Annotated in this window: 26 protein-coding genes and 3 pseudogenes; 15 read left to right on the forward strand and 14 right to left on the reverse strand. The window is 63.8% G+C overall.

Annotated features, from left to right (window positions below; genetic code table 11):
• The first annotated feature begins 72 nt into the window (after window positions 1-72).
• Window positions 73-1,566, forward strand: coding sequence for an amino acid permease (locus tag QQM37_RS01420; RefSeq protein ID WP_285724304.1), 1,494 nt, complete (start codon window positions 73-75; stop codon window positions 1,564-1,566).
• A gap of 80 nt (window positions 1,567-1,646) precedes the next feature.
• Window positions 1,647-1,859, forward strand: a pseudogene (locus QQM37_RS01425) (thiolase family protein); the annotation flags it as partial.
• A 133-nt stretch (window positions 1,860-1,992) separates the two neighbouring features.
• Here QQM37_RS01425 and QQM37_RS01430 read toward each other — a convergent pair.
• A complete protein-coding gene (locus tag QQM37_RS01430; protein WP_285724306.1) occupies window positions 1,993-2,610 on the reverse strand; it encodes a TetR/AcrR family transcriptional regulator in 618 nt (205 codons plus the stop codon).
• Between the two features lie 134 nt (window positions 2,611-2,744).
• Here QQM37_RS01430 and QQM37_RS01435 point away from each other — a divergent pair.
• The 6 genes and pseudogenes from QQM37_RS01435 to QQM37_RS01460 form a co-directional block, all read left to right on the forward strand.
• A pseudogene (locus QQM37_RS01435) lies at window positions 2,745-2,978 on the forward strand (2-oxo acid dehydrogenase subunit E2); the annotation flags it as partial.
• Window positions 2,979-3,074: 96 nt separating this feature from the next.
• A complete protein-coding gene (locus tag QQM37_RS01440) occupies window positions 3,075-3,863 on the forward strand; it encodes a LamB/YcsF family protein (protein WP_285724307.1) in 789 nt (262 codons plus the stop codon).
• Window positions 3,860-5,608: a 5-oxoprolinase subunit B/C family protein gene (locus QQM37_RS01445; RefSeq protein ID WP_285724309.1), complete on the forward strand. Its 1,749-nt coding sequence runs from the start codon at window positions 3,860-3,862 to the stop codon at window positions 5,606-5,608. Before QQM37_RS01440 ends, QQM37_RS01445 begins: the two co-directional genes overlap by 4 nt.
• Window positions 5,601-7,343: an acetyl/propionyl/methylcrotonyl-CoA carboxylase subunit alpha gene (locus QQM37_RS01450; RefSeq protein ID WP_285724562.1), complete on the forward strand. Its 1,743-nt coding sequence runs from the start codon at window positions 5,601-5,603 to the stop codon at window positions 7,341-7,343. Before QQM37_RS01445 ends, QQM37_RS01450 begins: the two co-directional genes overlap by 8 nt.
• 118 nt (window positions 7,344-7,461) lie before the next feature.
• The gene (locus QQM37_RS01455) at window positions 7,462-8,169 is read left to right on the forward strand and encodes a DUF6318 family protein (protein ID WP_285724310.1); all 708 of its coding nucleotides are present in this window, start codon (window positions 7,462-7,464) and stop codon (window positions 8,167-8,169) included.
• Between the two features lie 320 nt (window positions 8,170-8,489).
• Window positions 8,490-9,068 (forward strand): hypothetical protein, encoded by a 579-nt coding sequence (locus QQM37_RS01460; protein ID WP_285724312.1) that lies wholly within the window; start codon window positions 8,490-8,492, stop codon window positions 9,066-9,068.
• A 351-nt stretch (window positions 9,069-9,419) separates the two neighbouring features.
• Here QQM37_RS01460 and QQM37_RS01465 read toward each other — a convergent pair whose 3' ends face one another.
• The 6 genes from QQM37_RS01465 to QQM37_RS01490 all read right to left on the reverse strand — a co-directional run bounded on the left by QQM37_RS01465 (window position 9,420) and on the right by QQM37_RS01490 (window position 14,475).
• Window positions 9,420-10,112, reverse strand: coding sequence for a GntR family transcriptional regulator (locus QQM37_RS01465; protein ID WP_285724314.1), 693 nt, complete (start codon window positions 10,110-10,112; stop codon window positions 9,420-9,422).
• Between the two features lie 21 nt (window positions 10,113-10,133).
• A complete protein-coding gene (locus QQM37_RS01470) occupies window positions 10,134-11,189 on the reverse strand; it encodes a DUF2891 family protein (protein WP_285724317.1) in 1,056 nt (351 codons plus the stop codon).
• Between the two features lie 11 nt (window positions 11,190-11,200).
• On the reverse strand, window positions 11,201-12,169 hold the full coding sequence (locus tag QQM37_RS01475; protein ID WP_285724319.1) for a DUF979 domain-containing protein: 969 nt from the start codon (window positions 12,167-12,169) through the stop codon (window positions 11,201-11,203).
• Window positions 12,166-12,879, reverse strand: coding sequence for a DUF969 domain-containing protein (locus tag QQM37_RS01480; RefSeq protein ID WP_285724321.1), 714 nt, complete (start codon window positions 12,877-12,879; stop codon window positions 12,166-12,168). The genes QQM37_RS01475 and QQM37_RS01480 overlap by 4 nt, the downstream gene beginning before the upstream one ends.
• A gap of 138 nt (window positions 12,880-13,017) precedes the next feature.
• A complete protein-coding gene (locus QQM37_RS01485) occupies window positions 13,018-13,329 on the reverse strand; it encodes a putative quinol monooxygenase (RefSeq protein ID WP_285724322.1) in 312 nt (103 codons plus the stop codon).
• A gap of 36 nt (window positions 13,330-13,365) precedes the next feature.
• A complete protein-coding gene (locus tag QQM37_RS01490; RefSeq protein ID WP_285724323.1) occupies window positions 13,366-14,475 on the reverse strand; it encodes a LacI family DNA-binding transcriptional regulator in 1,110 nt (369 codons plus the stop codon).
• Window positions 14,476-14,641: 166 nt separating this feature from the next.
• Between QQM37_RS01490 and QQM37_RS01495 the strand changes: the two genes are divergently transcribed.
• From QQM37_RS01495 to QQM37_RS01505, 3 genes are read left to right on the forward strand one after another with little or no spacing between them, the layout of a single operon-like run.
• Complete coding sequence (locus QQM37_RS01495; protein ID WP_285724324.1) at window positions 14,642-15,811, forward strand: Gfo/Idh/MocA family protein; 1,170 nt, start codon at window positions 14,642-14,644, stop codon at window positions 15,809-15,811.
• The gene (locus tag QQM37_RS01500; RefSeq protein ID WP_285724325.1) at window positions 15,811-17,025 is read left to right on the forward strand and encodes a dihydrodipicolinate synthase family protein; all 1,215 of its coding nucleotides are present in this window, start codon (window positions 15,811-15,813) and stop codon (window positions 17,023-17,025) included. The genes QQM37_RS01495 and QQM37_RS01500 overlap by 1 nt, the downstream gene beginning before the upstream one ends.
• Entirely contained in the window at window positions 17,022-17,861 is an 840-nt protein-coding gene (locus tag QQM37_RS01505) for a sugar phosphate isomerase/epimerase family protein (RefSeq protein ID WP_285724326.1), read from the forward strand. The genes QQM37_RS01500 and QQM37_RS01505 overlap by 4 nt, the downstream gene beginning before the upstream one ends.
• A gap of 91 nt (window positions 17,862-17,952) precedes the next feature.
• Here the strand turns inward: QQM37_RS01505 and QQM37_RS01510 are convergent, their stop codons facing one another.
• Together QQM37_RS01510 and QQM37_RS01515 are read right to left on the reverse strand one after the other, a co-directional pair.
• Window positions 17,953-19,071: a Gfo/Idh/MocA family protein gene (locus tag QQM37_RS01510; protein WP_285724327.1), complete on the reverse strand. Its 1,119-nt coding sequence runs from the start codon at window positions 19,069-19,071 to the stop codon at window positions 17,953-17,955.
• Window positions 19,068-19,316, reverse strand: a pseudogene (locus QQM37_RS01515) (ThuA domain-containing protein); the annotation flags it as partial. The gene QQM37_RS01510 and the pseudogene QQM37_RS01515, both read right to left, overlap by 4 nt.
• A gap of 40 nt (window positions 19,317-19,356) precedes the next feature.
• Here QQM37_RS01515 and QQM37_RS01520 point away from each other — a divergent pair.
• Window positions 19,357-19,812 carry an ROK family protein gene (locus QQM37_RS01520; protein ID WP_285724328.1) on the forward strand — a complete coding sequence of 152 codons (456 nt, stop codon included), beginning with the start codon at window positions 19,357-19,359 and terminating at the stop codon, window positions 19,810-19,812.
• 31 nt (window positions 19,813-19,843) lie between these two features.
• Here QQM37_RS01520 and QQM37_RS01525 read toward each other — a convergent pair whose 3' ends face one another.
• The gene (locus QQM37_RS01525; RefSeq protein WP_285724329.1) at window positions 19,844-20,530 is read right to left on the reverse strand and encodes a DUF899 domain-containing protein; all 687 of its coding nucleotides are present in this window, start codon (window positions 20,528-20,530) and stop codon (window positions 19,844-19,846) included.
• A gap of 85 nt (window positions 20,531-20,615) precedes the next feature.
• On the opposite strand from QQM37_RS01525, the gene QQM37_RS01530 reads away from it, so the two are divergent.
• Complete coding sequence (locus QQM37_RS01530; RefSeq protein WP_285724330.1) at window positions 20,616-21,605, forward strand: aldo/keto reductase; 990 nt, start codon at window positions 20,616-20,618, stop codon at window positions 21,603-21,605.
• 127 nt (window positions 21,606-21,732) lie between these two features.
• Here QQM37_RS01530 and QQM37_RS01535 read toward each other — a convergent pair whose 3' ends face one another.
• From QQM37_RS01535 to QQM37_RS01545, 3 genes are read right to left on the reverse strand one after another with little or no spacing between them, the layout of a single operon-like run.
• The gene (locus QQM37_RS01535) at window positions 21,733-22,056 is read right to left on the reverse strand and encodes an SRPBCC family protein (RefSeq protein ID WP_285724331.1); all 324 of its coding nucleotides are present in this window, start codon (window positions 22,054-22,056) and stop codon (window positions 21,733-21,735) included.
• 8 nt (window positions 22,057-22,064) lie between these two features.
• Window positions 22,065-22,631 carry a nitroreductase family protein gene (locus tag QQM37_RS01540; RefSeq protein WP_285724332.1) on the reverse strand — a complete coding sequence of 189 codons (567 nt, stop codon included), beginning with the start codon at window positions 22,629-22,631 and terminating at the stop codon, window positions 22,065-22,067.
• Window positions 22,628-23,521, reverse strand: coding sequence for an acyl-CoA thioesterase (locus QQM37_RS01545; RefSeq protein ID WP_285724333.1), 894 nt, complete (start codon window positions 23,519-23,521; stop codon window positions 22,628-22,630). The genes QQM37_RS01540 and QQM37_RS01545 overlap by 4 nt, the downstream gene beginning before the upstream one ends.
• 126 nt (window positions 23,522-23,647) lie before the next feature.
• Here QQM37_RS01545 and QQM37_RS01550 point away from each other — a divergent pair, with 126 nt between their 5' ends.
• Together QQM37_RS01550 and QQM37_RS01555 are read left to right on the forward strand one after the other, a co-directional pair.
• Complete coding sequence (locus QQM37_RS01550; protein WP_285724334.1) at window positions 23,648-24,166, forward strand: acyl-CoA thioesterase; 519 nt, start codon at window positions 23,648-23,650, stop codon at window positions 24,164-24,166.
• Window positions 24,163-24,882 (forward strand): DUF8185 domain-containing protein, encoded by a 720-nt coding sequence (locus QQM37_RS01555; protein WP_285724337.1) that lies wholly within the window; start codon window positions 24,163-24,165, stop codon window positions 24,880-24,882. The genes QQM37_RS01550 and QQM37_RS01555 overlap by 4 nt, the downstream gene beginning before the upstream one ends.
• Window positions 24,883-24,927: 45 nt before the next feature.
• On the opposite strand, the gene QQM37_RS01560 is transcribed toward QQM37_RS01555, so the two are convergent.
• Window positions 24,928-25,392 carry a globin gene (locus tag QQM37_RS01560; RefSeq protein WP_285724339.1) on the reverse strand — a complete coding sequence of 155 codons (465 nt, stop codon included), beginning with the start codon at window positions 25,390-25,392 and terminating at the stop codon, window positions 24,928-24,930.
• Window positions 25,393-25,395 lie beyond the last annotated feature (3 nt).

The following is a 25,395-nucleotide window of genomic DNA, read 5'->3' on the forward strand; positions in this document are numbered from 1 at the left end:
ATTCGCCGAATCGCACCGCTGAAACTGAGCTGGCAGAACGGGTGGGTTTCCCCCGACTTCCAAGGAACAGCTGTGCCTTCACACAACACCACCGACCTCCAACCGGATACCCAGGCGCCGAGCGCCACCCCCCCAGCCGCCCTCTCTGCGGGGACCCACAGCGCCGGGGCCCTCAGCGCCGAGGGATACCAGAAGACGCTCGGCAAGCGGCAGGTGACCATGATTGCGATGGGTGGTGCCATCGGCGTCGGCCTGTTCATGGGCGCCGGTGGGCGCCTCGCATCCACCGGGCCCGCGCTGATCTTCTCTTATGCCATCGCAGGGCTGATCGCTTATTTGCTCATGCGCGCGCTGGGCGAACTGATCATGTACCGGCAGACTTCGGGCTCCTTTGTGAGCTACGCCGGGGAACTGTTCGGCAAGAAAGGTGCCTACCTTTCCGGCTGGATGTACTTCATCAACTGGGCCATGACCGGCATTGCGGAGCTGATCGCCATCGGTCTGTATTTCCAGTTCTTCTTCCCGAAGGTTCCGGTGGAGATCTCGGCGATTGCCGCGCTCCTGCTGCTGGTGGCGGTGAACCTGTTCAGCGTCAAAGCCTTCGGCGAATTCGAGTTCTGGGCATCCTGCCTCAAGGTGGCGGCAATCCTGATCTTCCTGGTCGTGGGCACCGTCATGGTGGTGACCAACGCTCAGGTCGGTGCCGGGCACGCTTCGGCAGGTAACCTTTTCGCTGCCGATGGCGGCATGTTCCCGCACGGTGCGCTGGTCATGATTCTGGTGCTCAACGCGGTGATCTTCGCCTACAACGCCATTGAGCTGGTGGGTATTACGGCTGGGGAGATGGAGAATCCGGAGCGGGAAGTTCCCAAAGCCATCCGGGCCGTGGTACTGCGGATCGTGGTGTTCTATGTCGGCTCGGTGACGCTACTGGCCATGCTGCTTCCCTCCGACCAGTACAAGGCAGGGACCTCTCCTTTTGTCACCGTCTTCGGACAGATGGGGCTCGGCTGGATGGGAGATGTGATGAACATGATTGTCATCACCGCTGCGTTGTCCTCCTGTAACTCGGGTCTCTACTCGATTGGCCGGATCTTCCGCACGATGGCCAACAACGGGCATGCCCCCCACTGGCTGACCCGGATGTCCAGCCGGCACGTTCCCTATGCGGCGATTCTCGCCATCGGAGCCGTGTATCTGGTGGGTATTCTGCTCAACATCTGGCTGGGAGGCTCCCATGCCTTCGACCTCGCGCTGAACACCGCGTCGATCGGGGTGATCTTCACCTGGGGAACCATTTTTGCCAGCCAGATCGCTCTGCGGAAGAAGAAGGGCCTGGTGTCCAGCCTGCCGATGCCCGGCTCGCCCTGGACCAGTTGGGCCGGACTCGTGGCACTGCTGGCGATCACGGTGCTGATCGGCTTCGACACGATGACCAGCAGCACGGGAGAGGTGTTCCCGCTGGGCCTGTGGACCCTGGCGACGATCCCGTTCTTTGCTCTGGTTCTCTGGCTTGGGTGGCAGAAGGTCAAACACCGCGAACCGCAGAACAAGCTGTTCAGCTGAGTACTGATGCGTCGCGTGATTGATCGGCGGCAGAGTCCATGACATCGTCAGAGAACGAACGGTCGGTAATGCGCCGATAGCCCTATGATCTGGCCGCTCTGGTCGTGTGAGAGGCCGTGGACCGGGCTGGTGTGGTTCCCGGGGCCATTGACGAGGTCATTCTGGGCAACGCGAACGGTGCCGGGGAAGAGCATCGGAACGTGGCCCGGATGGCTACGCTTCTTGCGGGTCTTCCCCTGCAGATTCCCGGTGTTACGGTCAATCGACTGTGTGCCTCAGGGATGAGCGCGATCACCCCGCGCACCACCGACGAGTACGGCGAGGTCTGCCGGGACGCAGTCATCGCCAACCAGAACGGCGAGATCGTAGCCCGCTACGATGTCCTGACGCTGGTGGAGAAGGAAGACACTACGTACGCGAGGTAAGTCAGCGGTGCAGGCCCTGGAACGCGATGGCGATGACGTTATCGGCCAGCTGGCTGGCGGAGATCGGGCCACCCGGCTTGTACCACTCGACCATGGAGTTGATGGTTCCGAAGAGCAGGCGGGTGATCGTGCGCGGGTCGACATCGGTGCGCAGAGTGCCCTCCTCCTGGGCGGCGGCCACGAGCTGGGCGACCGCCCGGTCGAAGTCGCGGCGGCGGCCCATGGCTTCGCGTTCCATGACGGTGTTGCCACGCAATCGCAGAAGCAGTGTCACGAAGGGGAGCTTGTCCGCCAGGGCGGCAATGGTCCCTCGTACCACAAACTCAAGCCGGGCGTCCGCCGGGCCGGTGGTGGCGCCATCGCGGGTCAGGATGCTCTCCAGACTGCCCAGCGCCTCCTCCACGGCAAGGCGCAGGAGGTCTTCCTTGGAGGGAACATGATGGTAAATCGCCGACTTGGAGATGCCCAGATTCTCCGCCAGGATGCCCATCGAGGTTGCTTCATACCCGTGCTTGTTGAAGACATCCACCGCGATGCACAGCACGGACTGCTGGTCGTAGCCGGGACGGCCGCGTTTGACGCCAGAGGCGGAAACCGTGGCACGAGTAGTGCTGGACATGGTCCTCAGTCTTTCATGCAAGTCTTTGACACAGCAGTCCGTGACGTACTGGGCTCAATGCCGGGATGCGCAAGGCAGGCCCCTCGGGGGATGAGCTGTTTGACGACGACGAGCTGACCGAGCGCCTGAGCTGGTTCGGCATCGACGGGTCCGCGGCGATCATCAACTTCCCCGAGGTGGCCATGCTGGGTCTGGGCAGGATCCTTGACCGACCCTGAGTGCTGGGCGGACAGCTGGTCGTCCGAAAAATCGCGGAGCTGACTCCGGTGTTTGATCACTGGGTCTGCGATGACGAGACTGCCGCGGGATTCCTCAGGTACGTCGCCGACGCGATCGAAAACCCTGCGCTGGCGCTCGCCGATCTCTAGCGGATGACCTCCGGCTGGAAGTCTCCCTGGCGGGTAACCGGGAGTCTCTCACCAAAGATTGTTGAACAATTTGCAGGAGTGCGGCATCCTTGACTCATGACGACGTCGACAGCGGCCGGAACCACGAAGCGGATCGACCTTAACAGCGATGTGGGCGAGTCCTTTGGGCACTGGAGCCTGGGTGACGATGCCGCCGTCCTGCGCTCTGCCACGAGTGCGAACGTGGCCTGCGGGTTTCACGCAGGCGACCCGAGCGGCATATTGGCAACCTGTCGCACTGCAGTGCAGGCCTCCGCCGTCGTGGGTGCTCACCCCGGCTACCGGGATCTGGCAGGATTCGGCCGCCGCTTCCTGGACGTCTTGCCGACTGAGTTGACCGCGGATCTGGTCTATCAGATCGGTGCCGTACAGGCACTCGCCCGGGCTGCCGGGACCGAGGTGCGGTATGTCAAACCCCACGGCGCGCTGTACAACACCATCGTCCATCATGAGGCGCAGGCCCAGGCTGTGGTGGAGGCGATTCTGGCCGTGGACCCGGGGTTGCCGCTGGTCGTCCTGCCGAATTCTGCGGTGGAGCGACTCGGCCGTAGCGCCGGGCTCCGCACGGTCAGGGAGGCCTTTGCCGACCGCGCATACCGCGCTGATGGCACCCTGGTGCCGCGCAGCGAACCCGGTGCTGTGCTGCACGAGGCGCGAGCCGTGGAGCAGGGGCTGCGGATTGCCCGGGACGGGGTGGTGGAGGCTGTTGATGGCAGCCTGGTGCCGGTCGAGGCAGAGAGCATCTGCATTCATGGAGATTCGCCGGATGCCGTGGCGATGGCGGCTGCGCTCCGCCGGGCGCTCGAAGCGGCCGGTATCACTGTCCGCAGTTTTGTCTCGCCATGACGGACACACCTGATCAGAAGGGCGCCGGTGCGCTGGTCAGTATCCGTGCAGCCGGTGACCATGCTCTCCTGGTGGAACTGTCCTCGTTGAAGGCCGTACTGAGCCTTCAGGCACAGCTCCAGGAGGCGCCGCAGCAGGGGCAGCGCGATGTGGTCGCGGCAGCTCAGACCGTGCTGATCACCGCGGATTCCCCGGAATCGTTGCCCTCTCTGTTGACCGCGCTACGCACGATGGACCTCTCCTCACCGCCAGAGGCGCGCGGTGGATCGGTTCTGGTGCCGGTGGTGTATGACGGTGAAGACCTGGACGAGGTGAGCGATCTCCTCGGCCTGGCGCGCGAGGCGGTGATTGCAGCGCACACCGGTCAGATCTGGACGGCGGCGTTCATCGGATTTGCTCCGGGGTTCGCTTATCTGCGCGGTGAGGATGACCGGCTGGAGGTTCCTCGTCACGCCACCTCCCGGACTGCGGTGCCGGCTGGCTCGGTGGCCCTGGGCGGCCAGTATTCTGCGATTTATCCCCGGCAATCGCCCGGAGGGTGGCAACTGATCGGCCGCAGCGACGCTGTGCTGTGGGATCTGGACCGGGAGCAGCCCGCGCTGATTCGCCCGGGTGATACGGTGCGATTTGAGGCAGTACGGGCTCAGGCTGCGCTCCGCCGGGAGGGCGCGGGGGTGGGGCTCGATGCCGTCCGCGCCACGGCGGAAACTGACGTACCTGCCACCGGGCTGCTGGTGCGTGGTACCGGGCTGCAGAGCACGATTCAGGATCTGGGTCGACCCGGTATCGCAGCCCTGGGCGTCAGCGCCGCAGGCGCCATGGACCGAGCATCGCTCCGCCAGGCCAATCGGGTGGTGGGTAATGCCGAGGACGCGGCAGGTGTGGAGGTCCTCAATGGCGGACTGGTACTGGAAGCGTTGAGCGATCAGGTGCTGGCTGTGGCCGGTGCGCCGGTTCCGCTGACCATCACGGGAGAGCCTGCCGATTCGCTTGGACTGGGCCGTGCTTCAGCTGCTCCGCGCCCCTTTACTCCGCGCACTCCGAATGTCGCAGCACCCTTTGCGCTGTTGGCGGGGGAGCGTCTGACACTGGGCCAGCCGACCTCTGGTCTGCGCAGCTATCTGGCCGTCCGTGGCGGACTCGGCGGGCCAGCCGTCCTGGGCAGTCGCTCCACCGACACCATGTCCGGCATCGGACCTCAGATCCTGGCTGTAGGCAGCCAGTTGGAGGTTCTGCCCATCGTGTCGGGCCAGAGTGTGGGTTTTCCCGAGGTGCCGCTCCGGGGCACGCCTGGCTCGCAGATCGTGACTCTGAGGGTGGTCCCGGGCCCGCGGGAGGACTGGTTCAGTGGCCGGGCCTGGCAGGACTTACTGGAGCAGGACTGGACCGTCACCCCGCAGTCCAATCGCATCGGTATTCGGTTGTCGGGGCGTCCACTGGAGCGCATACGCCCGGGGGAGTTGGCCAGTGAGGGTACGGTGCGCGGAGCTCTGCAGGTCTCGCCGTCTGGCCAGCCCACGCTGTTTCTTGCCGACCATCCGGTGACGGGAGGCTATCCCGTGATTGCCGTGGTGGTGGAGGCGGATCTCGACCGGGCGGCCCAGCTCCGCCCCGGCGAATCGATCCGTTTTGTGCCGGTTGCGGCACCCGTGGAGTTCAAGCCCTCCGATGTCGGCTTGATCGACGTCAGCACCCGTACCGTTAAGCACAGCCGAGGAAGTCACCATGACCACAACTTTGCATAAGGTACTGATCGCGAACCGTGGTGAGATCGCGGTGCGGGTCGCCCGTGCCTGCGCGGATATCGGTGTACAGAGCGTGGCCGTGTATGCGGATCAGGATGCCGAGGCGCTCCACGTCAGTGCGGCGACAGAGGCGTACGCCCTGGGTGGTTCCAGTGCGGGGGAGACGTATCTCGATCAGCAGAAGATCCTGGAACTGGCCCGCCGCAGTGGGGCCGATGCGGTTCATCCGGGTTACGGATTTCTCTCGGAAAATGCAGACTTCGCCCAAGCGGTGATGGACGCGGGTCTGATCTGGGTGGGGCCGTCGCCGGAGACCATCCGGCTACTGGGGGACAAAGTCAGTGCCCGGGCAGTGGCCGTCAGGGCCGGGGCTCCTCTTGCCCCTGGCAGCGACGGGCCGGTGTCCTCGCCCGAGGAGATCCGCGCCTTTGCCCAGGAGCATGGGCTCCCGATCGTGATTAAAGCGGCTTTCGGCGGTGGCGGGCGTGGCATGAAGGTGGTCCGCCGTCTGGACGAGATTGAGGAAAGCTTCGACTCCGCCGTGCGCGAATCCCTGGCTGCTTTTGGCCGGGAGGAGTGTTTTGTTGAGAAATTCCTGGACCGACCGCGTCACGTGGAAGCGCAGGTGCTGGCCGATGCACATGGCGGGATCGTGGTGGTGGGGACACGCGACTGCTCGCTTCAGCGCCGTCACCAGAAGCTGGTCGAGGAAGCCCCGGCCCCGTTTCTCAGCCCGGAACAGCGGCGGCGGGTTCACGCTTCGGCGAAGGCCATCTGTCGGGAGGCTGGGTATGTCGGTGTCGGGACGGTGGAGTATCTGCTGGATGCCTCCGGAACCCTCAGTTTTCTGGAGGTCAATACCCGTCTTCAAGTGGAGCACCCAGTCACGGAGGAGACGTCCGGGCTGGATCTGGTGGTGGCGCAACTGCTGGTGGCCGCGGGGGAGCCGCTGGCTGTGACGGAGGATCCCAAGCCGAGGGGGCATTCCCTGGAGTTCCGGATCAACGCGGAGGATCCGGGCCGCGGTTTCCTTCCGTCACCTGGGGTCGTCACGGTTTTTGAGGCGCCGTCCGGGCCGGGAGTCCGAGTGGATTCCGGAGTGCGTTCCGGATCGCTGGTTCCTGGGCAGTTCGATTCGCTGATGGCCAAACTGGTGGTGACCGGGGCGGACCGGCAACAGGCCATCCGACGCGCGCGGCGGGCGCTGCGGGAATTCCGGATCCAGGGGGTGGCGAGTGTTCTGCCGTTCCACCGTGCCGTGCTGGAGCAGGCTGATTTCTGCGCGGAAGACCGGCTGGATGTCTACACCACGTGGATCGAGTCGGAGCCCGCTATGGGGCCTGAGAAGTTTGCCGCTGATCCGGAGTTCAGCCCGGTGGCGCCGGAGATCGGGCGCCATACGTTGAACATTGAGGTAGACGGCAAGCGCGTGGTGCTGGGGCTGCCGGAGGACCTGCTTCAGGGCTGGGGCGGTAGCGGATTGCGCGAACCTGGACTGCAGGACAAGGCGCACGATGCCGACGATGCCGCCATCCGGGCCAGTATGGCGGGGACGGTGGTGAAGTGGCTGGTGGACAGCGGGGCGAGGGTGGCGGCGGGCGAACCGCTTCTGGTGGTGGAGGCGATGAAAATGGAGACCACCGTGAACGCGCCCCGGGCTGGCGTGCTGGGCGAGCAACTGGTGCAGGCCGGGGCGACGGTGAACGCGGGGGAGGTCCTGGCCACCCTGCGGTGAGGCGACCTGGCAACTTATCCACATTTCTGTGTGAGGGCTGTCATTTTGCTCTGATGTGACCGTAGGGTGGACTCAGCCCAGTTGACCATCCAATGGGCTAACCCGGAAGGTGGCCCCGATGGCAGGAACGCAACGACGTACCGCGAAGCGTGATGTGGCGAGGAAACGTTCGATGACGGCTGGTTCCCGGCAGCGCGCAGGCGCCGTGGTGGCACTGATGGTGGTCCTGGGTTTGCTAGCCGGATGCTCTGGCGGATCCGAACCCGCAACGTCATCACCGGCCTCGGCGCCGGTGTCCTCCACTGCTTCTCCATCAGCTTCGACAACAGCGACCACCACCGTAGCCGCAGCACCCTACAAACCAGCAGACCAAAACGGTCCGGCGCAGAACGTGCCGAAGCCGGTGAAGCCTGCTCTGGCGGATGAGTTCTCCGCCGAAGGCCTCAAAGCCTTCGCGAAGTACTGGTACGACGCATATAACTACGGGACGGCAACCGGCGACACTTCTCTGGCGGAGGCGATCACGTCCGGAACGTGTATCTACTGCCAGGGGCAGTTCACGGACATCAAGGCTTGGTATCAGGCTAAGAATTGGGTGATGGGTGGCGAGCTGACTCCCACGACTATTTACATCAAGAATTTTGCGGTTGCGCCCAACGGGTCCTATCAGGCGGTAGTGCAGTTCAACCTGGCGTCAGCGACCCTTCTCAAAGCGGGTGGCGTCGTAGAGCGTACAGCGCCCGAGAGTACCGCTCTTGGGGGCATATTCAATGCCGCGTATGCCGATCATCGGTGGACGACAAGCGACATCGGAAAAATCGGATGATCAGTCGGCAGCTCTTGAGGGCACTTACCGCTTGCCTACTCGGATTCTTCCTAGTTCTGGTTGGTTCCGGATCCGCGCTCGCGGATGTTCTATGGGACAGGGAAGGTACCTCCAGCTATCTTCAAGTTCCAGGTACCGGAATGTGGACTAACTCGACTGCCATCAGCCCGACATCAATGTACAGCTACCGGTTTGATGTGCTCTGTCAGGCGGATACGCAGAGTAGTGGTGATGCGAATGCGTTCTGCCAGTCCCAGCTGAAGTCGAACTGCACGGCCGGGACCAACGGCACTTATGTGCAGTGGTTGAGGACTTTGGCCATGGTTACGCCGCCTGATTGGCAGAAAGTGGGTACCCCGACCTGTGTGTACGACCAGAAACCTCAGGACATTCTGGAACAGATCGCGGCTCAGATTCAGGCGGAGTTCGCTAAGCAACCCATTAGCGGTGGGACCCTGGTGTCTCAGCCTGGTCCGCACACGATCAAAGGATGGGACACCAACTTCACCGTTACTGCTTCGAAGCAAGTGTTCGACCTAACCCTGTTGGGTCAGAAGGTTCACATTGAGGCGACCCCCGTCGCTTACACGTTCAGTTACGGTGACGGGACCAGTCAAGGACCCCAAGCCAGTCCGGGTTACACCCTCAAAGATGACTATGTGGGTCACACCCCGACACCGACCAGTCACGTGTACCAGGACACCCTCGACTACACGGCGAGTGTCTCCACGACGTTCACCGGCACCTACACAGTGAATGGTGGCCCGGTCCTGCCCATCCCTGGGCAGGGACACTTCGCGACCAATCAGGTCACGTTGATGGTTTGGAAAGCCGTGATCCGCCAAGTCCACGACACCTGCACCCAAAACCCCAAGTCCTGGGGCTGCCCCGGAACCTAAACCCGGCCCTCGCGCGATGCGGGCGACGGGAATCGAACCCGCATATCGAACGCCGTACTACCATCCGCTTCCAGAACCATCAGCCACCGACATTGCTCGCAGCCTGCAGGCACCGACTGTCCACTTCCGCACAGTGCCTTGCGACTATGCGGAAGTGCTCACTGGGTGCGCAAAGCGCCGCGGCGAGGGCAGCCCAGTTCTGCCGATACCTGGGCAATGACACTTCGCCATCAACCAGCTGTAGACCACGGTGTGAAAAGTCGCTATGCGCCAGATCCAGGACATTTGCATCCAACACCCAAAACCTCGGGCTGCCGGAACTTAAACTCAGTTTGTCACCGGTCTCTGGACTCAGGACCGCACCGCAGCCGTGTCTCCTACGGCCTTTACCAGTTGTTCCTCGGCCTGGCTGAGGTACTCTGTCAGGTACTCGGCAGCCTCACCCCTCTGGCCTGCGGCGAGTAGGTCCACAATGCGCTCATTACCCTCGACATAGGGCGCGTGAAAACGTGGATCCCAGCCCATGGCAGCGAATACCAGGCGCATTTCCGCCAGTACCTGCTCCATCAGAGCGTCCAGCCGGTTGCTGCCCGAACTGGCCATCACCGCCCGGTGAAACTCCTGATTGGCACTGGCCATACCTGGCACATCTCCCACCGTCACGGCAGCCCGCCCCTTGCCGACAATCGCGGTGAGGTGATCAACATCGATCTGGGGCGCCCAGAGGATTGAGGCCGGTTCCAGCAGTTTACGGACCCGGTAAATTTCGCGGACGTCATCGGCCGTGGGATGGGCGACGAACACTCCACGGTTCGGAATCCTGTTCACGACGCGTTCAGCGTTCAGGGTGACGAACGCCTCGCGCAGCGTGTTCCGCGAGACGCCCAGAGCCTCGCGGAACGCCTCCTCGGGCAGCTTGGTTCCGGGCGTCAGCTCGCCGTTGGCAATTCGTTGCCGGAGCGCAGCGGCCACCCATTGGGCCGTCTCCGCATGCATGGCGCGGGCCTCGCGCCTTAGGCCGGCCAGGACAGCATCAGAAGTCACTGCCCCACCCTACTCGTTTCCTCAGGAAACCCGTCGGTGGGCGCACTCCAGGGCATCCCAGGCGAAGCTGGCCAGCCAGTGGGTGGACATGAAGTCGCCACTGTCCAGACCGTGCATTCCGGCCTGGAAGAGAGGGCCGATGGCGCCCTCCAGCACTGGGCGCAAGCCGTCGCCATCGGCCGCGTTCCCGGCTGGTAGCGCCGCGCTCACGCGGATCAGCTGCCCGGCGCGGGTGAGGTTCAGGCCATGCAGGTGGACCATATGGCCATCTGTCTCGTCAACCACGCCTACCGTGGCGAGCATCCGCGAGGCGGCGTCCAGTCCGGGGAAGAATGCTTCCAGCCAGGCGGCGAACTGATCTGCGGGCAGCACACGCTGCATAAGATCCGCTTCGCTCAGGCCAGCAGAGAGAAAGTCCTGACCGCTGAGCTCCCATTCGGTGGCCCAGGCCCGGTCCGCGGCAAACCAGCGCAGGGCGGCCTGCTCGCAGGATACGGCGGCCTCGGAGCGACCCAGAGCTCGGAACGCGGTCACCAGATAAGCCAGCCCGAAGGCCGAATTGGAATGAAGGCCGTGCCGGACCGGATGATCCACCGTGGCGGTCCAGGCCTGAACCAGAGAGGCCACTGTGTCAACGCATCCGCTCAGATTCTGTCCCCATTCCTGCAGCTGCGGGTCCTGCGCCTCGTGGCAGGTGGCGGCCAGCCGCATGAGCCAGGCCCAGCCATAGGGGCGTTCCCAGGAGGGGCGAGCCACGAGGTATTCCGCCTCCACGGCGAGCTTTGCGGCGGTGAGGTTGTTGCCCAGTGCAGCACGGAGCGACTGTTCGGTGGGCGCGGTCAGAACGGCCTCGCCACGATGAACAGCCTCCAGAACGCTGGCCCCCAACCAGTGCATATGCACGCAGGAATGCCAGTCGAAGGAGGTGTGGAAAGCCGGGTGAAGCTCCGCAGGCGTGTGGAGATCATCCGCAGACCGCTCCACATGGTGTGAGGAGTGCGGGTAGTCACGGCCAAGATTGTCCAGGACTACCTCGGCGCAATGCTGGGCGGCGTCGGGAAACAGGAGGTCTGCCATAGAGGGCCTTTCTAAAATGCCAGGAAGTACATGAGGGCCACATTGACTACCAGAAGCGGTAGCGCTGTGCCGATCTGAGCCGCGATCACGCCATAGCGGTTCTTCATCTCCAGCAGTGCCGCTGGGACTAGATTGAAGTTCGCCGCCATTGGGGTGCAGAGGGTTCCGCAGAATCCGGCCAGCATGCCGATGGCGAACACGACGGACGGATTGCCATGGAATTGCTGGACCAGGACAGGCCAGCCGATGGCGGCTGTCATGATCGGGAACGCAGCGAATCCGTTACCCATCAGCACCGTGAAGACGAAAAGACCGATGCAGTAGACGATGACGGCTGCCAGCAGCGACCCTTTGGGCATCAAAGCTTCGGTGAGGTGCCCCACGGCGGTACCGACTCCGGCGGTGGTGAACAGGATTCCCAGGGTGGAGAGCATCTGGGGCAGCAGCGCCGCCCAGCCGATGGACTCCAGAATCCTGCGGCTCTCCAGCACCGGAGTGAGCTTGTTTTTCGGCTTGAGGATGACGACGGCGACCACAGCCGCGATGATCGCAGAGATGGTCAGTGCCACCAGGGTGGTGTTCTTGGGGTCCAGCAGTGGTTTTCCACCGATTGCGAGCACCGGGGCGGCGAGCACCAGAGCCACGGTCAGTACGGGTAACAGCAAGGCGGGGATGAAGAGTTTATTGCCAAAGCGGGCCGCATAAGCCACTCGCTCGGCAGGTGTGGAGGACCTGGCTTTTCCATCCGAGAGTTGTCCGCTGGCGGCCAGGGCCACCAGAAGCAGAACAGCAACTCCGAGGATCCATGCCGGAGCCTTTCCTGCCTGGACCCAGGTTCCGTAGAAGAAACAGAGACCCAACAGACCCCAGAAGGCTGCGCTGCCGAGGCGATGCCGGTGGTTGGCGTCGCGGGCGATCAGGGTCGCCCAGGCGATGAACAGGATTCCGATGAACCAGTAGACGGCTTCGACGTTGATCACAGGGCACGCCCGACTTCCTCTGAGAGGTCCTTGCCGCTCAGGGCGGCATAGTGCCTGTCCAGCTGTTTGTCCAGGCGCAGTAGCCGGAACCCGTGGATCAGCAGAGCGGCAATCGCGGTCGGGATAGCCCAGAGCGCCAGCTGCAGCGGTTCCAACTGCAGGTGATAGGTGGTATCGACGAAGGTGGTGATCAGCAGGATGGATCCCACGGCGACGAAAACGTCTTCTCCGAAGAAAACACCGACGTTGTCGGCTGCCGCGGACTGCCCTTTGATGCGTTCCTTGATCTTTTCCGGGACGTATCCATAGCGGCGCATGGCGGCACCTTCGGCCATGGGATACACCAGCGGACGCACCGTCTGGGCATGGCCGCCGATGCTGGTCAGCCCGACCGCTGCGGTGAGCTGGCGGATCACCAGATAGGCCAGCAGGACGCGACCAGCGGTGAGCCGGGCCAGCTTACTGATCAGGCTCTTAGCCTGGTCCTGCAGGCCAAAGTATTCAATGATGCCAATCAGTGGCAGTACCGCGACGAAGACGGTGACCGAACGGCTGCTGGCGAATCCGGTCCCGAAGGCCTCCAGGATCTGGACCGGATTCATGCCACCCAGGAGTGCGGTGACGATGCCAGCGACAGTGACAACGATGAGAGGGTTGAGGCGAATGGCGAATCCGATGATCACCAGCAGTACCCCGATGAGTACGAGCATGTGAGTCCATTTCCACGGGGACCTGATGGTCCGTGACGGCTTTCCGTGGCACCCGTCACGGCATCACGTGACTCACATCATAAGATGTTGTTCAACAATTCAGCAAGGTTTTGTTGAACAATCAATTCCCAGTCAGAATCAGAGGCTGCCCTGCTCAGCGGTTCCGGCGGGAATCGGCACCAGACGGGTGACTTCAACGGGCCTGGCCAGCAGACCTTCCAGGGAGGCGTTGAGGCGCGAGACGGCGGACCCTGCGCCATGGGTGTCGAGCAACTCTGCGGACTCCCATTTTTCAATCATGACGATCTGACCATTGGGCGCCTCGTGAATGGCATAGAGCAGGCAGCCGGGCTCCTGGTGAACCTCTGCAATGGCCGGGGCGAGGACTTGAGCCACCTGCTCAAAGGCACCTTCCTGCGGGGTGAAGATGGCGGTGACAACAATAGACACGGGTTCTCCTTAGGTCTTGGGTGGGTAATGAAAATATCAGGTACTGAGGCTGGTGCTGCGACGCAGAATGATCCGGCCGCGCAGTGAATCGATCGATGCGGTTTCCTCGGGCCCGTCCTCGGGGGTGCTCGCCTCGCCAGCCAGAGCTCTGAGTGTCACCTGTCGGCCGATGTCTTCCAGGGGCAGGCGCACGGTGGTCAGAGCCGGTCGGACGTCCTGAAGCCATTCGATGTCGTCGAATCCGGCAAGCAGGGTGTCCCGTGGGATTCTGAGACCTCGCTCGCGCAGCGCTGCCGCCACTCCGATCGCCATCACGTCGTTCGCCGCAAAGATGCACGGCACGGTGCTGTGCGGATCGGTGTCTGAGGCGCCCTCGAGAATCAACTCCGCGATGCGCTCCCCGGCCTGGTGACCCCCGCGCCGGCTGAAGGGAACGCGCAGGATCTGCTCTGCCGTGATGCCGGCTGAGGCCAGTCCTTGCTGGAAGCCTCCGAGGCGATCATCGGAGGTGGTCAGATCTGCCGGGCCGCCCACCAGGATGAAGCGACCCTGGCGGCTGGCGGCAAGAATATGTGATGCCAGGGTGATGGCCAGTTCGCGCGCGAGCTCCTCGTTGGGAACTTGCAGAACGGAGCTGTTCTGGGCTGCTCCCAGACCTACAAGAGGGTGCCCCACCACACCCAGCTGCCCGCCGTTGCTCAGATAGCGGTCCAGCTCTGCGGCCAGCATCGCATTGGCTTCCTTGTCCTCTTCCCTGGTGGAGCGTGAGCCAACGATCACGATCGCTTCAGCGCGTCGCGCAACGAAAGCGGCGGCAGCCTGCTGCTCTTCAGCTGGCGTTCCATCGGTCGTCGCCAGCATGACGGTGCGCTGCCCTGTCCTTGCTGCAGCCTGCACGCCGCGCGCGATAGCGGAGAAGTAGGGATCGGCAATGTCATGCACGATGAGGCCAATGAGGCGGGTGCTGGATCGGGCCAGCGCCTGCGCCTGAGCGTTGGCCACATAGCCCAGGGCCTGCGCTGCAGCTCGGACCCGCTCCGATACCTCCTGCCCGGGGGTGCGTGCAGAACCGTTGAGTACGCGGGAGGCTGTCGCGGGGGATACTCCCGCCAGCTTTGCCACTTCTGCGAGTGTGCTTGCAGCCATCCGAAGGTCCTTTCTGCCGGCGGTCCCTGGAACATTATGGCAGGAATGTCATGGAAAGCGCTTGCCAATCGACCCGGGGCAGGGAATGATAGAGGGCGTTGGAATGCGCTTTCCGACCGGTCGGGAGCGCCCCAGGAATCATTGACGACCACCTGAAAGAAGAGATATGGGTTTCGAACCACAGACGATCCGGATCGCCATGAACGGCATTACCGGCCGGATGGGCTACCGTCAGCATTTGCTGCGTTCCATTCTGCCCATCCGGGATGCCGGGGGCTTCCTGCTCGAGGACGGCACCAGAGTGCAGGTGGAGCCCATCCTGGTGGGTCGCAATGAGGTGAAGATCCGTGAGCTTGCGGAGAAGCACAACGTCGCTGAGTGGTCCACCGATCTGGACGCCGTCATCGCCGATCCGACCGTCGACGTGGTCTTCGACGCCTCGATGACCAGCCTGCGCGCAGCAACGCTCAAGAAGGCCATGCGCAACGGCAAGCACATCTTCACCGAGAAGCCCACCGCGGAGACGCTGGAAGAGGCCATCGAGCTGGCCCGTATCGGCCAGGAAACCGGGGTCACGGCCGGTGTGGTGCATGACAAGTTGTATCTGCCTGGCCTGGTCAAGCTCCGTCGCCTGGTGGACGAAGGCTTCTTCGGCCGCATCCTGTCCATTCGCGGCGAATTCGGATACTGGGTCTTTGAAGGCGATGTTCAGCCCGCCCAGCGGCCCTCCTGGAACTACCGCAAGGAAGACGGAGGCGGCATGACCACGGACATGTTCTGCCACTGGAACTATGTTCTGGAAGGCATCATCGGCACCGTCAAGAGCGTGAACGCCAAGACAGCCACCCACATCCCGGCGCGCTGGGACGAGGCGGGCAACGAGTACAAGGCCACCGCCGATGACGCCGCCTACGGCATCTTTGAGCTCGAAACTCCCGGCGGCGACGAGGTGGTGGGCCAGATCAATTCCTCCTGGGCAGTGCGCGTCTATCGCGACGAACTGGTGGAATTCCAGGTGGATGGCACGCATGGTTCGGCGGTGGCCGGCCTGCGCAAGTGTGTCTCTCAGCAGCGGGCCAACACGCCGAAGCCGGTCTGGAATCCGGATCTTCCGGTCACCGAGCCCTTCCGCGAACAGTGGGCCGAGGTGCCAGCCAACGCGGATCTTGACAATGGCTTCAAACTGCAGTGGGAGGAATTCCTGCGCGATGTGGTGGCTGGTCGTGAGCACCGCTTCGGCCTGCTCTCCGCAGCTCGCGGGGTTCAGCTGGCGGAACTCGGTCTGCAGTCCTCAGCGGAGCGTCGCACTCTCGACATTCCGGAGATCGTGCTCTGATGACCTCGCTTCTTCTTCCTCAACCTGATGGCACGACGCGCCCTTACCAGATGCAGGCGACCACCGGCTGGTCAACGCCAGGCGCGCCGCTGACCGCGCGGCGTGCCTACGCTGCGGCCCATGTGATTCCGATCGTGATCGCTGACAACACGCCTGGTGCGCCGGCACAGCTGGACTGGGATGCCACTCTGGCGTACCGGCACGAACTGTGGTCCTACGGGCTCGGGGTGGCCGATGCCATGGACACGGCGCAGCGCGGCATGGGCCTGGACTGGGCTGCCACCCAGGAACTGATCAAGCGCACCGGAATCGAGGCCGCCTCGGTGGTCGCCTCCGAACGGCCGGCCACGGCAGGCAAGACCGTGCGCGATCTGGTCTCCTGCGGCGCGGGAACCGATCAGCTGGATCTCGCAACTCTTCCCGAAGGGGTCGCCGGAATCCAGGCGGTGTTGGACGCCTATCGCGAGCAGATCGCCATCGTCGCCGAGGCTGGACCGAAAGTCATCCTGATGGCCTCGCGTGCCCTGGCCCAGGTGGCCCGCGGCCCGGAAGATTACCTTCAGGTGTACTCCACGCTGCTCAACGAGGTGGACCAGCCCGTGATTCTGCACTGGCTGGGGACGATGTTCGACCCTGCTCTGGCGGGTTACTGGGGTTCGGAGGACGTTGACGAGGCCACCCAGACCTTCCTGGATCTCATCCGTGAGCATGCATCGGCAGTGGATGGCGTCAAGGTTTCGCTGCTGGACGCCGCTCATGAGGTGGCTCTGCGGGCTGCTCTGCCCGAGGGGATCCGGCTCTATACCGGGGATGATTTCAACTATCCCGAGCTGATCGAGGGTGCGGACGGTCGGCATTCGGACGCTCTGCTGGGCATCTTTGCCGCGATCTATCCGGCTGCATCGGTAGCGCTGCAAAGCTACGATGCCGGTGACCCAGCCACGGCACGCACCATCCTGGACTCGACTCAGGAACTGGGTAAGCACATCTTCAGTGCACCGACCTTCTACTACAAGACCGGCATTGCGTTCCTGTCCTGGCTCAATGGCAAGCAGCCTGGCTTTCAGATGGTCGGCGGACTGCAGTGCGGACGGTCGGTGCTGCATCTGAGCCGTACCTTTGAGCTCGCAGATCAGGCGGGACTCTTGCTCGATCCGGAGCTTGCAGCGGCACGGATGTCTGGTTTCCTTGCCGTGAACGGAGTGGTTTTGTGAGTGATCTCAATCGTCTGTCCCTGAACAGTGCCACCACCAAGAAGTGGACCCTGGCCGAAGCGGTGGAGGGGTGCGTGAGAGCCGGGATCCCGGCGATCGGCCCCTGGAGGGACAGGGTGGCCGAGGCTGGTCTCCACGAAGCCGCCGGGATGATCAAAGAGGCCGGGCTTCGCGTCTCCTCGCTGTGCCGTGGGGGCTTCCTGACAGCGGCGGATGCCGAAGGCCAGGCGGCTGCGCTGGCTGATAACCGGGCGGCCATCCTGGAAGCGGAGGTACTGGATGCCACTGAGTTGTTCCTGGTGGTAGGAGGTCTGGCGCTGGGGGAGAAGGACATCGTCGCTGCCCGCCAGCGAGTCGCGGATCGGCTGGCCGAACTGGTGCCCTTCGCCGTCGACCACGGCGTCCGGCTGGTGTTGGAACCGCTGCACCCGATGTATGCGGCGGACCGGGCACTGATTTCAACCCTCGGCCAGTCTCTGGACCTGGCGGCGCCCTATGCGCCTGAGGCCGTGGGCATCGCCGTCGACACCTTCCATGTGTGGTGGGATCCGGAGCTGAAGGCGCAGATCGAACGCGCTGGGCGGGAGCGTCGCATCGCCTCCTATCAGGTCTGCGATTTCACTCTGCCGATCGCTGCTGATGCACTGCTCTCGCGCGGCATGATGGGCGATGGCGTCATCGACTTTGCCACGATCACCACCTGGGTCCGTGAGGCGGGGTACACAGGGGACATCGAGGTGGAGATTTTTAACCAGGAGATCTGGGATGCTGACGGGAATCAGACCCTGGAAACCATGAAGGAACGCTACCGCGAACTCGTGCTGCCCTACGTCTGAGTTGTACTGTCCCCTTCCAACTGAGTATCGGAAGTTGCACGTAGAAGAGACGATTCCACGTGCAACTTCTGCTACTCAGGTGGGAGGGGCGCTACCGTACGGATAGTCGCTTGGTCGCTGAGCCCCAGGATTCAAGCGCCTCCCGGGCTGCGGGATCCCGCTCGGCCTCGAGAGCCTGCCGGTAGGCGGCAGTCATCACATCGTCCAGGAACACCCGGGAGCCTGTTTCCGCAGACAGCACGGCGGCCTCCACCATGGCCAGAGACCAGATGTTCGAATGGATCTCCCCGGATGGCGTGCTGCCCGTGCGGAGCGCACTCAGAAATTCCTCTAGGGAACCGGCGATTTCCTCGGCTTCGGTGGAGGGCTCAGGCACCACTCCCGCCACCTTCCCGCGACGCTGAACCGTGGGCGCATCAACACCGTCCCACAGTGCGGTGCCCTCGGAGCCGTTGACCCGCCATCGTCCGTTCCAGGAGGTTTCCTCGCCATCTGAGCACCAGGATCCAGCGTACGTATACCGAAGGCCGCCGGTGAACTCGAAGATGGCACTGGCCGCGGCGTTGCCCCGGAACCAGCTCCAGACAGGGTTGTATTCCTCGCAGTACACGCTGACCGGTTCCTGACCACTCAGGTAGCGGACGGCATCGAAAGGGTGGATAGCCATGTCCACGAGCAGCACATGATCCATCTCCTCACGGAAGCCGCCGAAATGCGGTGCCTTGAAGAACTCCGTGGTGATGACACCCACGGTGCCAAGGTCCCGCGCCACGGCCCGCAGCTGTTCCAGCGATCGGAAGTAACGTCGGGACTGACTGATCATCAGCAGCTGCCCGGTGGCTTCGGCATGCGCGGCCAGCGAGAGCGCCTGAGCCACGGTCGGGGCGGCCGGTTTCTCACAGAGAACGGGCAGGCCTGCGGCGAGGGCTTCCACGGTGACCGGATGATGCGCCACCGGAACGGTGACATTGATGACGGCCTGGGCACCGGTAGCGGCCGCGAGCTCGCTGACGCTGGTCCCCACCGGTAGATCGGGGAAGCCTGCTTCAGTGGCGGCGGCCCGGGCGACCTCGGTGTTGAGGTCCACCAGCCCCACCAACTCTGCTGAGGGGTTGGCAGCGATGACCCGCAACCAGTTCCGGCCCATGCCACCCGCGCCGGCCTGGATCAGGCGCAGCGCCGCATCCGAGGTGGTGGTGAGCGTGTTCACGAGTGCATTGCTCCCTGGTAGCCGAATCCGGTGTAGAAGTTCTCGGTCTCGTAGCGCAGCAGCACGGGATCGGTACGCTCGGGGCGCAGAGTCCGGGCCCATTGCACACCGTTGGCGATCACTTTGCGCACATGCTCATGATGATAAACCGGGTAGTCCTGGTCACCGGGGCTGAAGAAGAAGATCTTGCCGTAACCGCGGCGGTAGGTCATACCACTGCGAAAGACCTCGCCCCCGGAGAAGGTGGGTCCACCGTCCAGACGGTTTGGCGATCCGGTGCCTCGGATGCGGCTGCACACCCTGGTGCGCAGCGGTGGGAGGTCTTGTCATTGTGGCTCCAGGGGCTGTCTGGAAACCGAGGTGACTCAGAGCCGACTCTTTGATCTGGTGGGCGTGGTCAGCGGTGATTCCGTCCACCTCGAGGAGGCTTTGAGGACGCATGATGGTGCGGCCGTCGCCCGGGAAATCCAGCGGCAGCTCTCCTATCTGGAGATCGCGCTACGGAACGCAGTCAACGTCTTCAATCCCGAGTCCATCGTGCTGGATGGATTCCTGGGCGTGCTGGAGGCGCTGGCCCCTGGTGAGCTGGAGGCAGCCCTGAAGGCTACAGCGATGGATGGCCCAGGGTTGGAAGTTGCTGTGCACCGGGCAGCTCTGGGCGCAGATCTGATGATGATCGGTGCGGCCGAGCTCGCCTTCTCAGGCTTCCTCGCTGACCCGGTGGGCGCCTGGCGCGCCTGAAGCGGGACGTGCCTCAGCGTGTTCCGTGTGCTCACTGTGACGAGGGGCCGTAACGCCGCGCGATGGTTGCTGAGTCAGTCCATCGCTCGTAGGTCGGGTCCTGTGGCCATCCCTCGGGCGAGTCCTGCCATTCTTCCTGTCTGCCCCAGGGCAACAGGTCGATCAGCGGGAAGGTGTGCGTCAGCTGCTCGGTGCCGCGGCCGTTGGTGTGCCAGGTGCGGTAGACGGTGTCGCCGTCGCGCAGAAAGACGTTGATGGCAAAGCCCCCACCCGCGGGGGCATCGACATCGGCGCCGAATGAGCTGCTCGCCGTGGAATACCACTCCATGACATTCCCGACCTTCTCCCGGTAGGCGAGCGCTTCATCAATGGGGCCCTGGGTGACGATCACAAACCGCGCATCGTAGGATTCCAGGAATTCAAGGCGGGTGAACTGAGCGGTGTAGCCGGTGCATCCGGAACATTGCCACTCGGCCCCTGGGCTCCACATGTGGTGATAGGTGATCAGCTGGGACTTTCCCTGGAAGATCTCGGCAAGACGGACAGCGCCATCCCGACCCACCAGGGTGTAGTCGGGAAGCTCCACCATCGGCAGGCGTCGTCGCTGTGCCGCAATGGCGTCAAGTTCACGGGTCGCGGCCTTCTCCCGAACGCGCAACTCGTCAAGTTGTTCCTTCCACTGGGCCTGATCGACGACGGGCGGGAACGGGGTGCCCATGAGTCCTCCTTGACCGGACAACTGTTTGACTGGGTGCAGCACTCACATGCTATGCCGATGGCACAGATCCTGACAGAGTAGAGGCATGAATGTTTCTTCCTCACCGTCTGCCCCACTGCCCATCTCGCCGGAATCCGGGCGGCTGATCTACGGGTGCATGGGCCTGGGCGGTCCCTGGTCGGGCACGGAATACGGCGCGGCCGAGGTCGATCAGGCGGCCGAGGTGATAGCGGCAGCCAGAAGCATCGGAGTGCAACTGTTCGACCTCGCCGATATCTACCGGGAAGGGAAATCTGAGGCGGTTTTGGGGGAGGTGCTGGCGCATACCCCGGGGCTGCGCGAGTCGATTCTGCTGCAGACCAAATGCAGTATCCGCCTTGGGGAGGACAACCTTTCTGCGCAGTACAACCTCAGCCGTGAGGGCATTCTGGAACGGGTCAACGCCAGTCTCCAACGGCTGCGAACGGACTACATCGACGTGTTGCTGCTTCACCGCCCGGATCCTCTGATGGAGGTCCACGAGACCGCTGCGGCGATCAAAAAGCTGATGGACGAGGGCAAGGTTCGCCAGCTGGGGGTATCCAATATGTCGGCAGCTCAGATGGCGTTCCTTCAGGACAGCCTGGAGACCCCGATCGTGGCGGATCAGCTGGAGATGAGCCTGCGACGCAGGGCCTGGCTGGAGAGCGGCATTCTGCTCAACCGGGAGCAGGATCCGCACCACAACTTCCCGCATGGAACCCTGGAGTACTGCCAGAGGCACGATGTCGAGCTGCAGGCGTATGGCCCCCTGGCTCAGGGTGCGTACAGTGATCCGGCAGCGAGGCACGCCGACCCGGCGACGGCTGCGGCCACCGCTATGGTGGCTGAACTGGCCCAGACGTACGGGACGACCCCGGAGGCGGTGGTGCTGGGCTGGTTGATGCGGCATCCGGCCCGGATTTCACCGGTGATCGGCACGACCAATATCGCGCGGATTGTGGCCTGTGCAGATGCGCCACGGGTGGCCCGGGAACTGACCCGCGCCCAGTGGTATCAGCTGTGGGTCGCGGCGCGCGGGAATGATTTGCCCTAAGGATCACCGGCGATTCCGGAGGCAAGGATGAGTGGATGGAGGAGCTAGGGCCGGTCGTCTGGCCGCCACGTCCGAGCAGCAGAGCGCGCCTGGGCTGATCCCGTTGTCGAGAGCGATCGCTGTCGGGTCAGCGAGGATCAGCCCGGGTTCCGCTGCCGCTGGCCGCAAGTCGGTAGGTTCCTTGCGGTCTGGCTGGCCCAGCCACCACTTGGAAGGCGAGGCGCCGCCCTGGCTCCGCAGCAGTGATCTCGTCGTCACCCTGGATCGGTCGCCCTCCCGGTCCGGACATGGTCTGTCCGTACCGTGCTCCCAGCGATCCCGCTGCGCCGGTGACCAACTCGATGGAGGTAACACCAGCCCGGCATCGGGGATTGTTCAGGCCGTCGGTCAGCAAGGCATACACCTCAGCCGGTGTCCGGTCGATGGTGACAGTGTGGGTGGCGCTGATCATGATGGCTCTCAGCGATTGAAGGGTGAAGTAAACCTGATATCAGCCATCCGATCGCGGGGGATCAGCGTGCCGTCCGGCTTCCGGGCCGCATGGGGCAGGACGTCCGCTGGGAGTCTGCCCACTGCCACCATGGTGGTGATGGCCCAATGCGCCGGTACCGCGAATTCTGCACTCAGTCCGTCCAGATTGAAGGCCCGGAATTGTCGGCTGTGCAGGCCCATGCTCTGAGCCTGGATGGTCAGGTGCGCCACCGCCTGGCCGAGATCGTACTGCGCAAATTCGGAGCACTCCAGATCGCTGCCCTGGACACTGATTTGTCGGAGCGCCAGGAACAGCACGCTCGCCTGAGGCGCCCACATGGCAGAGCTGGGTGCCAGAAAGGGCAGGATTCGGGCATGGTTCTGGGTACTGCGGAGCGCGGGAAGGAAGGCCCAGGGTTGAGAATTCCCAGCGGAGGGAGCCCATCGAGCTGCCTCAAGCAGCAACTCAAGCTCCTGTTCGGAGAGCTCGTGGCTGGCATCCCAGGTGCTCGGACTCCAACGGGCTTGAAGCGCCGGAGCTAACTGTTCTTTCACGCGTTGACCATCTGCTCAGGAACCCGAATCATGCCCTCCTGCGCCACTGAGGCCACTAGGACGCCATCGCGCGTGAAGAACTTGCCCAGGCTCAGCCCGCGGGCACCCGAGGCACTGGGCGACTCCGCGATATAGAGCAGCCAGTCATCCACCCGGACCGACCGATGCCACCACATGGCGTGGTCCAGACTGGCAATCGACATTCCGGGCGTGGCCCACGGTAACCCGTGCGCACGCAGGGAGGGCTCCAGGAGCGTGTAATCGCTCGCAAAGGCCAGTGCTGCACGATGCAGGGCGGGGTCATCAGGCAGCGGACCGATGGCCTTCATCCAGGTGGCCTGGTAGGGGCGCCGATCTCCGTCGACGTCCAGGTAGATGCTGCTGCCGACGTGACGGACGTCGAAGGGACGCTGCGCCCAGGACCGGGCGATCGGGTGGTCGATGGCGCCCAGCTCATCCGCAGTGCTCGGCAGTGATTCGGGGTCGGGAATGCCCTCTGGCATGGTGTCCTGATGCTCCAGACCGACATCGGGAACCTGGAAGGAGGCGATCATCGACAGGATCGGCACACCGTTCTGGTAGGCGTGGACGCGACGGGCAGAGAAGGAGCGGCCGTCGCGCAACCGCTGTACCCCGAAGGTGATGTGCTGCTGGTCATCTCCTGGACGCAGAAAATATCCGTGCATTGAATGAACCGGCCGATCCTCCGGCACGGTGCGTCCGCCGGCGATCAGCGACTGTGCCAGCACCTGGCCGCCGAAAACGCGCTGATTGGGTCGCGCCTGGGAAGGCCCGATGAAGATGTCCTCGTCGGTGCGGGCTCCGTGCGCATCGCTCAGGTCCAGCACATCCAGGAGATCCGCAAGCTGCTGCGGCACAGGTTCGCTCATATCTTGACTGTAAGGCCCGGAGCACAACCCGTCCAAAGCCCGGGCTGAGACCCGCCGGGGCAAGGCTGGAGCAGGAGCGACGGGCTGGCGTTTGGGTCAGCTGCCGCCCTTTGACAAGATGAGGGAGTGAGCGCACCCCTCCAGATTCCCCTGCAGATCCGTTTTGGCGATATCGACTCGTACGGGCACGTCAATAACGTCCAGTACCTCCAGTTCCTGGAAGATGCCAGAGTCCAGTTGACCCACCTGCCCCTGGGCGACGCCGCAGCAGAGGGAGTGAGCCCGGAACAGTGCTTTATGGACCTGGTCGCAACAGATCAGTTCACCCTGGTGGGTCGTCATGAAATCGAATATCTGGCGCCGCTCGTCTACCGGCCGTATCCAGTGGCTGTGAACATCTGGGTGACCCGCCTGGGCTCGGCAAGCTTCGACTACAGCTACACCGTCGCCGAGCTGGACGGCAGCATGATCTACGCCCACGCCTCCACTGGCATGGTGCTGGTCTCCCGCATCACCGGCCGGCCCGAGCGTCTGACCCGGGCCCAGTTGCATGCTCTGCGGGCCTGGCAGGGTGAACCGCTCGCTTTCTCGCGCCGACCACCGGTGGCATCCTCACCGGACGCGTCGGCAGGCGCCAGCTCATGACGGTCACCTTGCGGTTTCCCGATGCGGCCGGGCTGGCCGACTTCCGCACTTTCGTCAGTCGAGCCAGGGCCGCGGACGATGGCGCCATCCGACTTCAGCTGAGCTCCTCGCCGGGTGCCGTTCTGGCGGCCTGGGTCTGTGTTCTGCGTCCGCGGCTGCTGGGGGAGGGAACTCCCACGATTCTGGGTCTGCGCACCATGGCCCTGCAGTCCTGGTCCGGGTCAGACGGGATTCAGGCGGAGCGACTGGACCGAACGGTGAGATTGGCCGAGCTCGCCGACCGGCTGGCCCGGCTGGATGCAGACGAGACGGCGATATCGCTCCCCGAGGTCACCGTCCAGGAAGCCTGGGCCTCGGTCAGTGCGCCGCAGGATGGTTGGGATTCTCTGGGCAGCCTGGAAGGGTCCCGACTCCGGGATGCCGCTCGCCAGGGGATGGCCGAGGTGGCTGGCGTCCTGCCGGATCGCCCGGGCGCCCTGTTGTTGAACAACGCACGCTCCACGGTCTGGGGCCGTGGGATGGACTTGCCGATCGAACTCCGGAACGAGCAACCCGAGCTTGAGGTACCGACCGGCGCGGCCTTCGCTGGTGAGGCGCTGGGATTCTTCGCTGACCAGCCGGTGAACTTGTATCGCTCGCGCCGCTGGCTCCGGCTGAGCAGCCCGCGGGGCCATGTTCTGGTGCGGCCGGCATCGAGCCTGGACGCATTGCGCTGACCCGTAGAAGCTGACTGATAGAAGACGAACCAGAGCAGCGGCTGATCAGGCCGAGTTGACCATGGAATGGGCCGCCCGCTCCAGATAGTCCCAGAGGGTTGCCTCGTGCAACGGGGAGAGACCCAGCGTGTCCACGGCCGCTCGCATATGCGCCAACCAGTGGTCGCGGGCTTCTGGAGTGACGGCGAAGGGCATATGGCGCATCCGCAGCCGAGGGTGTCCCCGTTCCTCAAGGTAGGTGCGCGGACCGCCCCAGTACTGCTCCAGGAACATCAGCATCCGGCGCTCAGCCGGGGCCAAATCCTCTTCGGGATACATCGGCCGGAGCAGTTCGTCGTCGGCGATGCCCTGATAGAAGGCATGGACCAGGGCTTTGAAGGTTTCGTGGCCGCCCACCGCATCATAAAACGACTCCTGCGGCAGCTCGGGAACCCCGGGTGTCGGAACTCCGGTCGGCTGAGAGCGGACCGGAATCAGCCGTGCGGGCGGAGTGCCTGGGATCTCTGACATGAG

It is taken from the genome of Psychromicrobium xiongbiense (genome assembly GCF_030271165.1).
GTDB classification, from domain to species: Bacteria; Actinomycetota; Actinomycetes; order Actinomycetales; family Micrococcaceae; genus Renibacterium; species Renibacterium xiongbiense.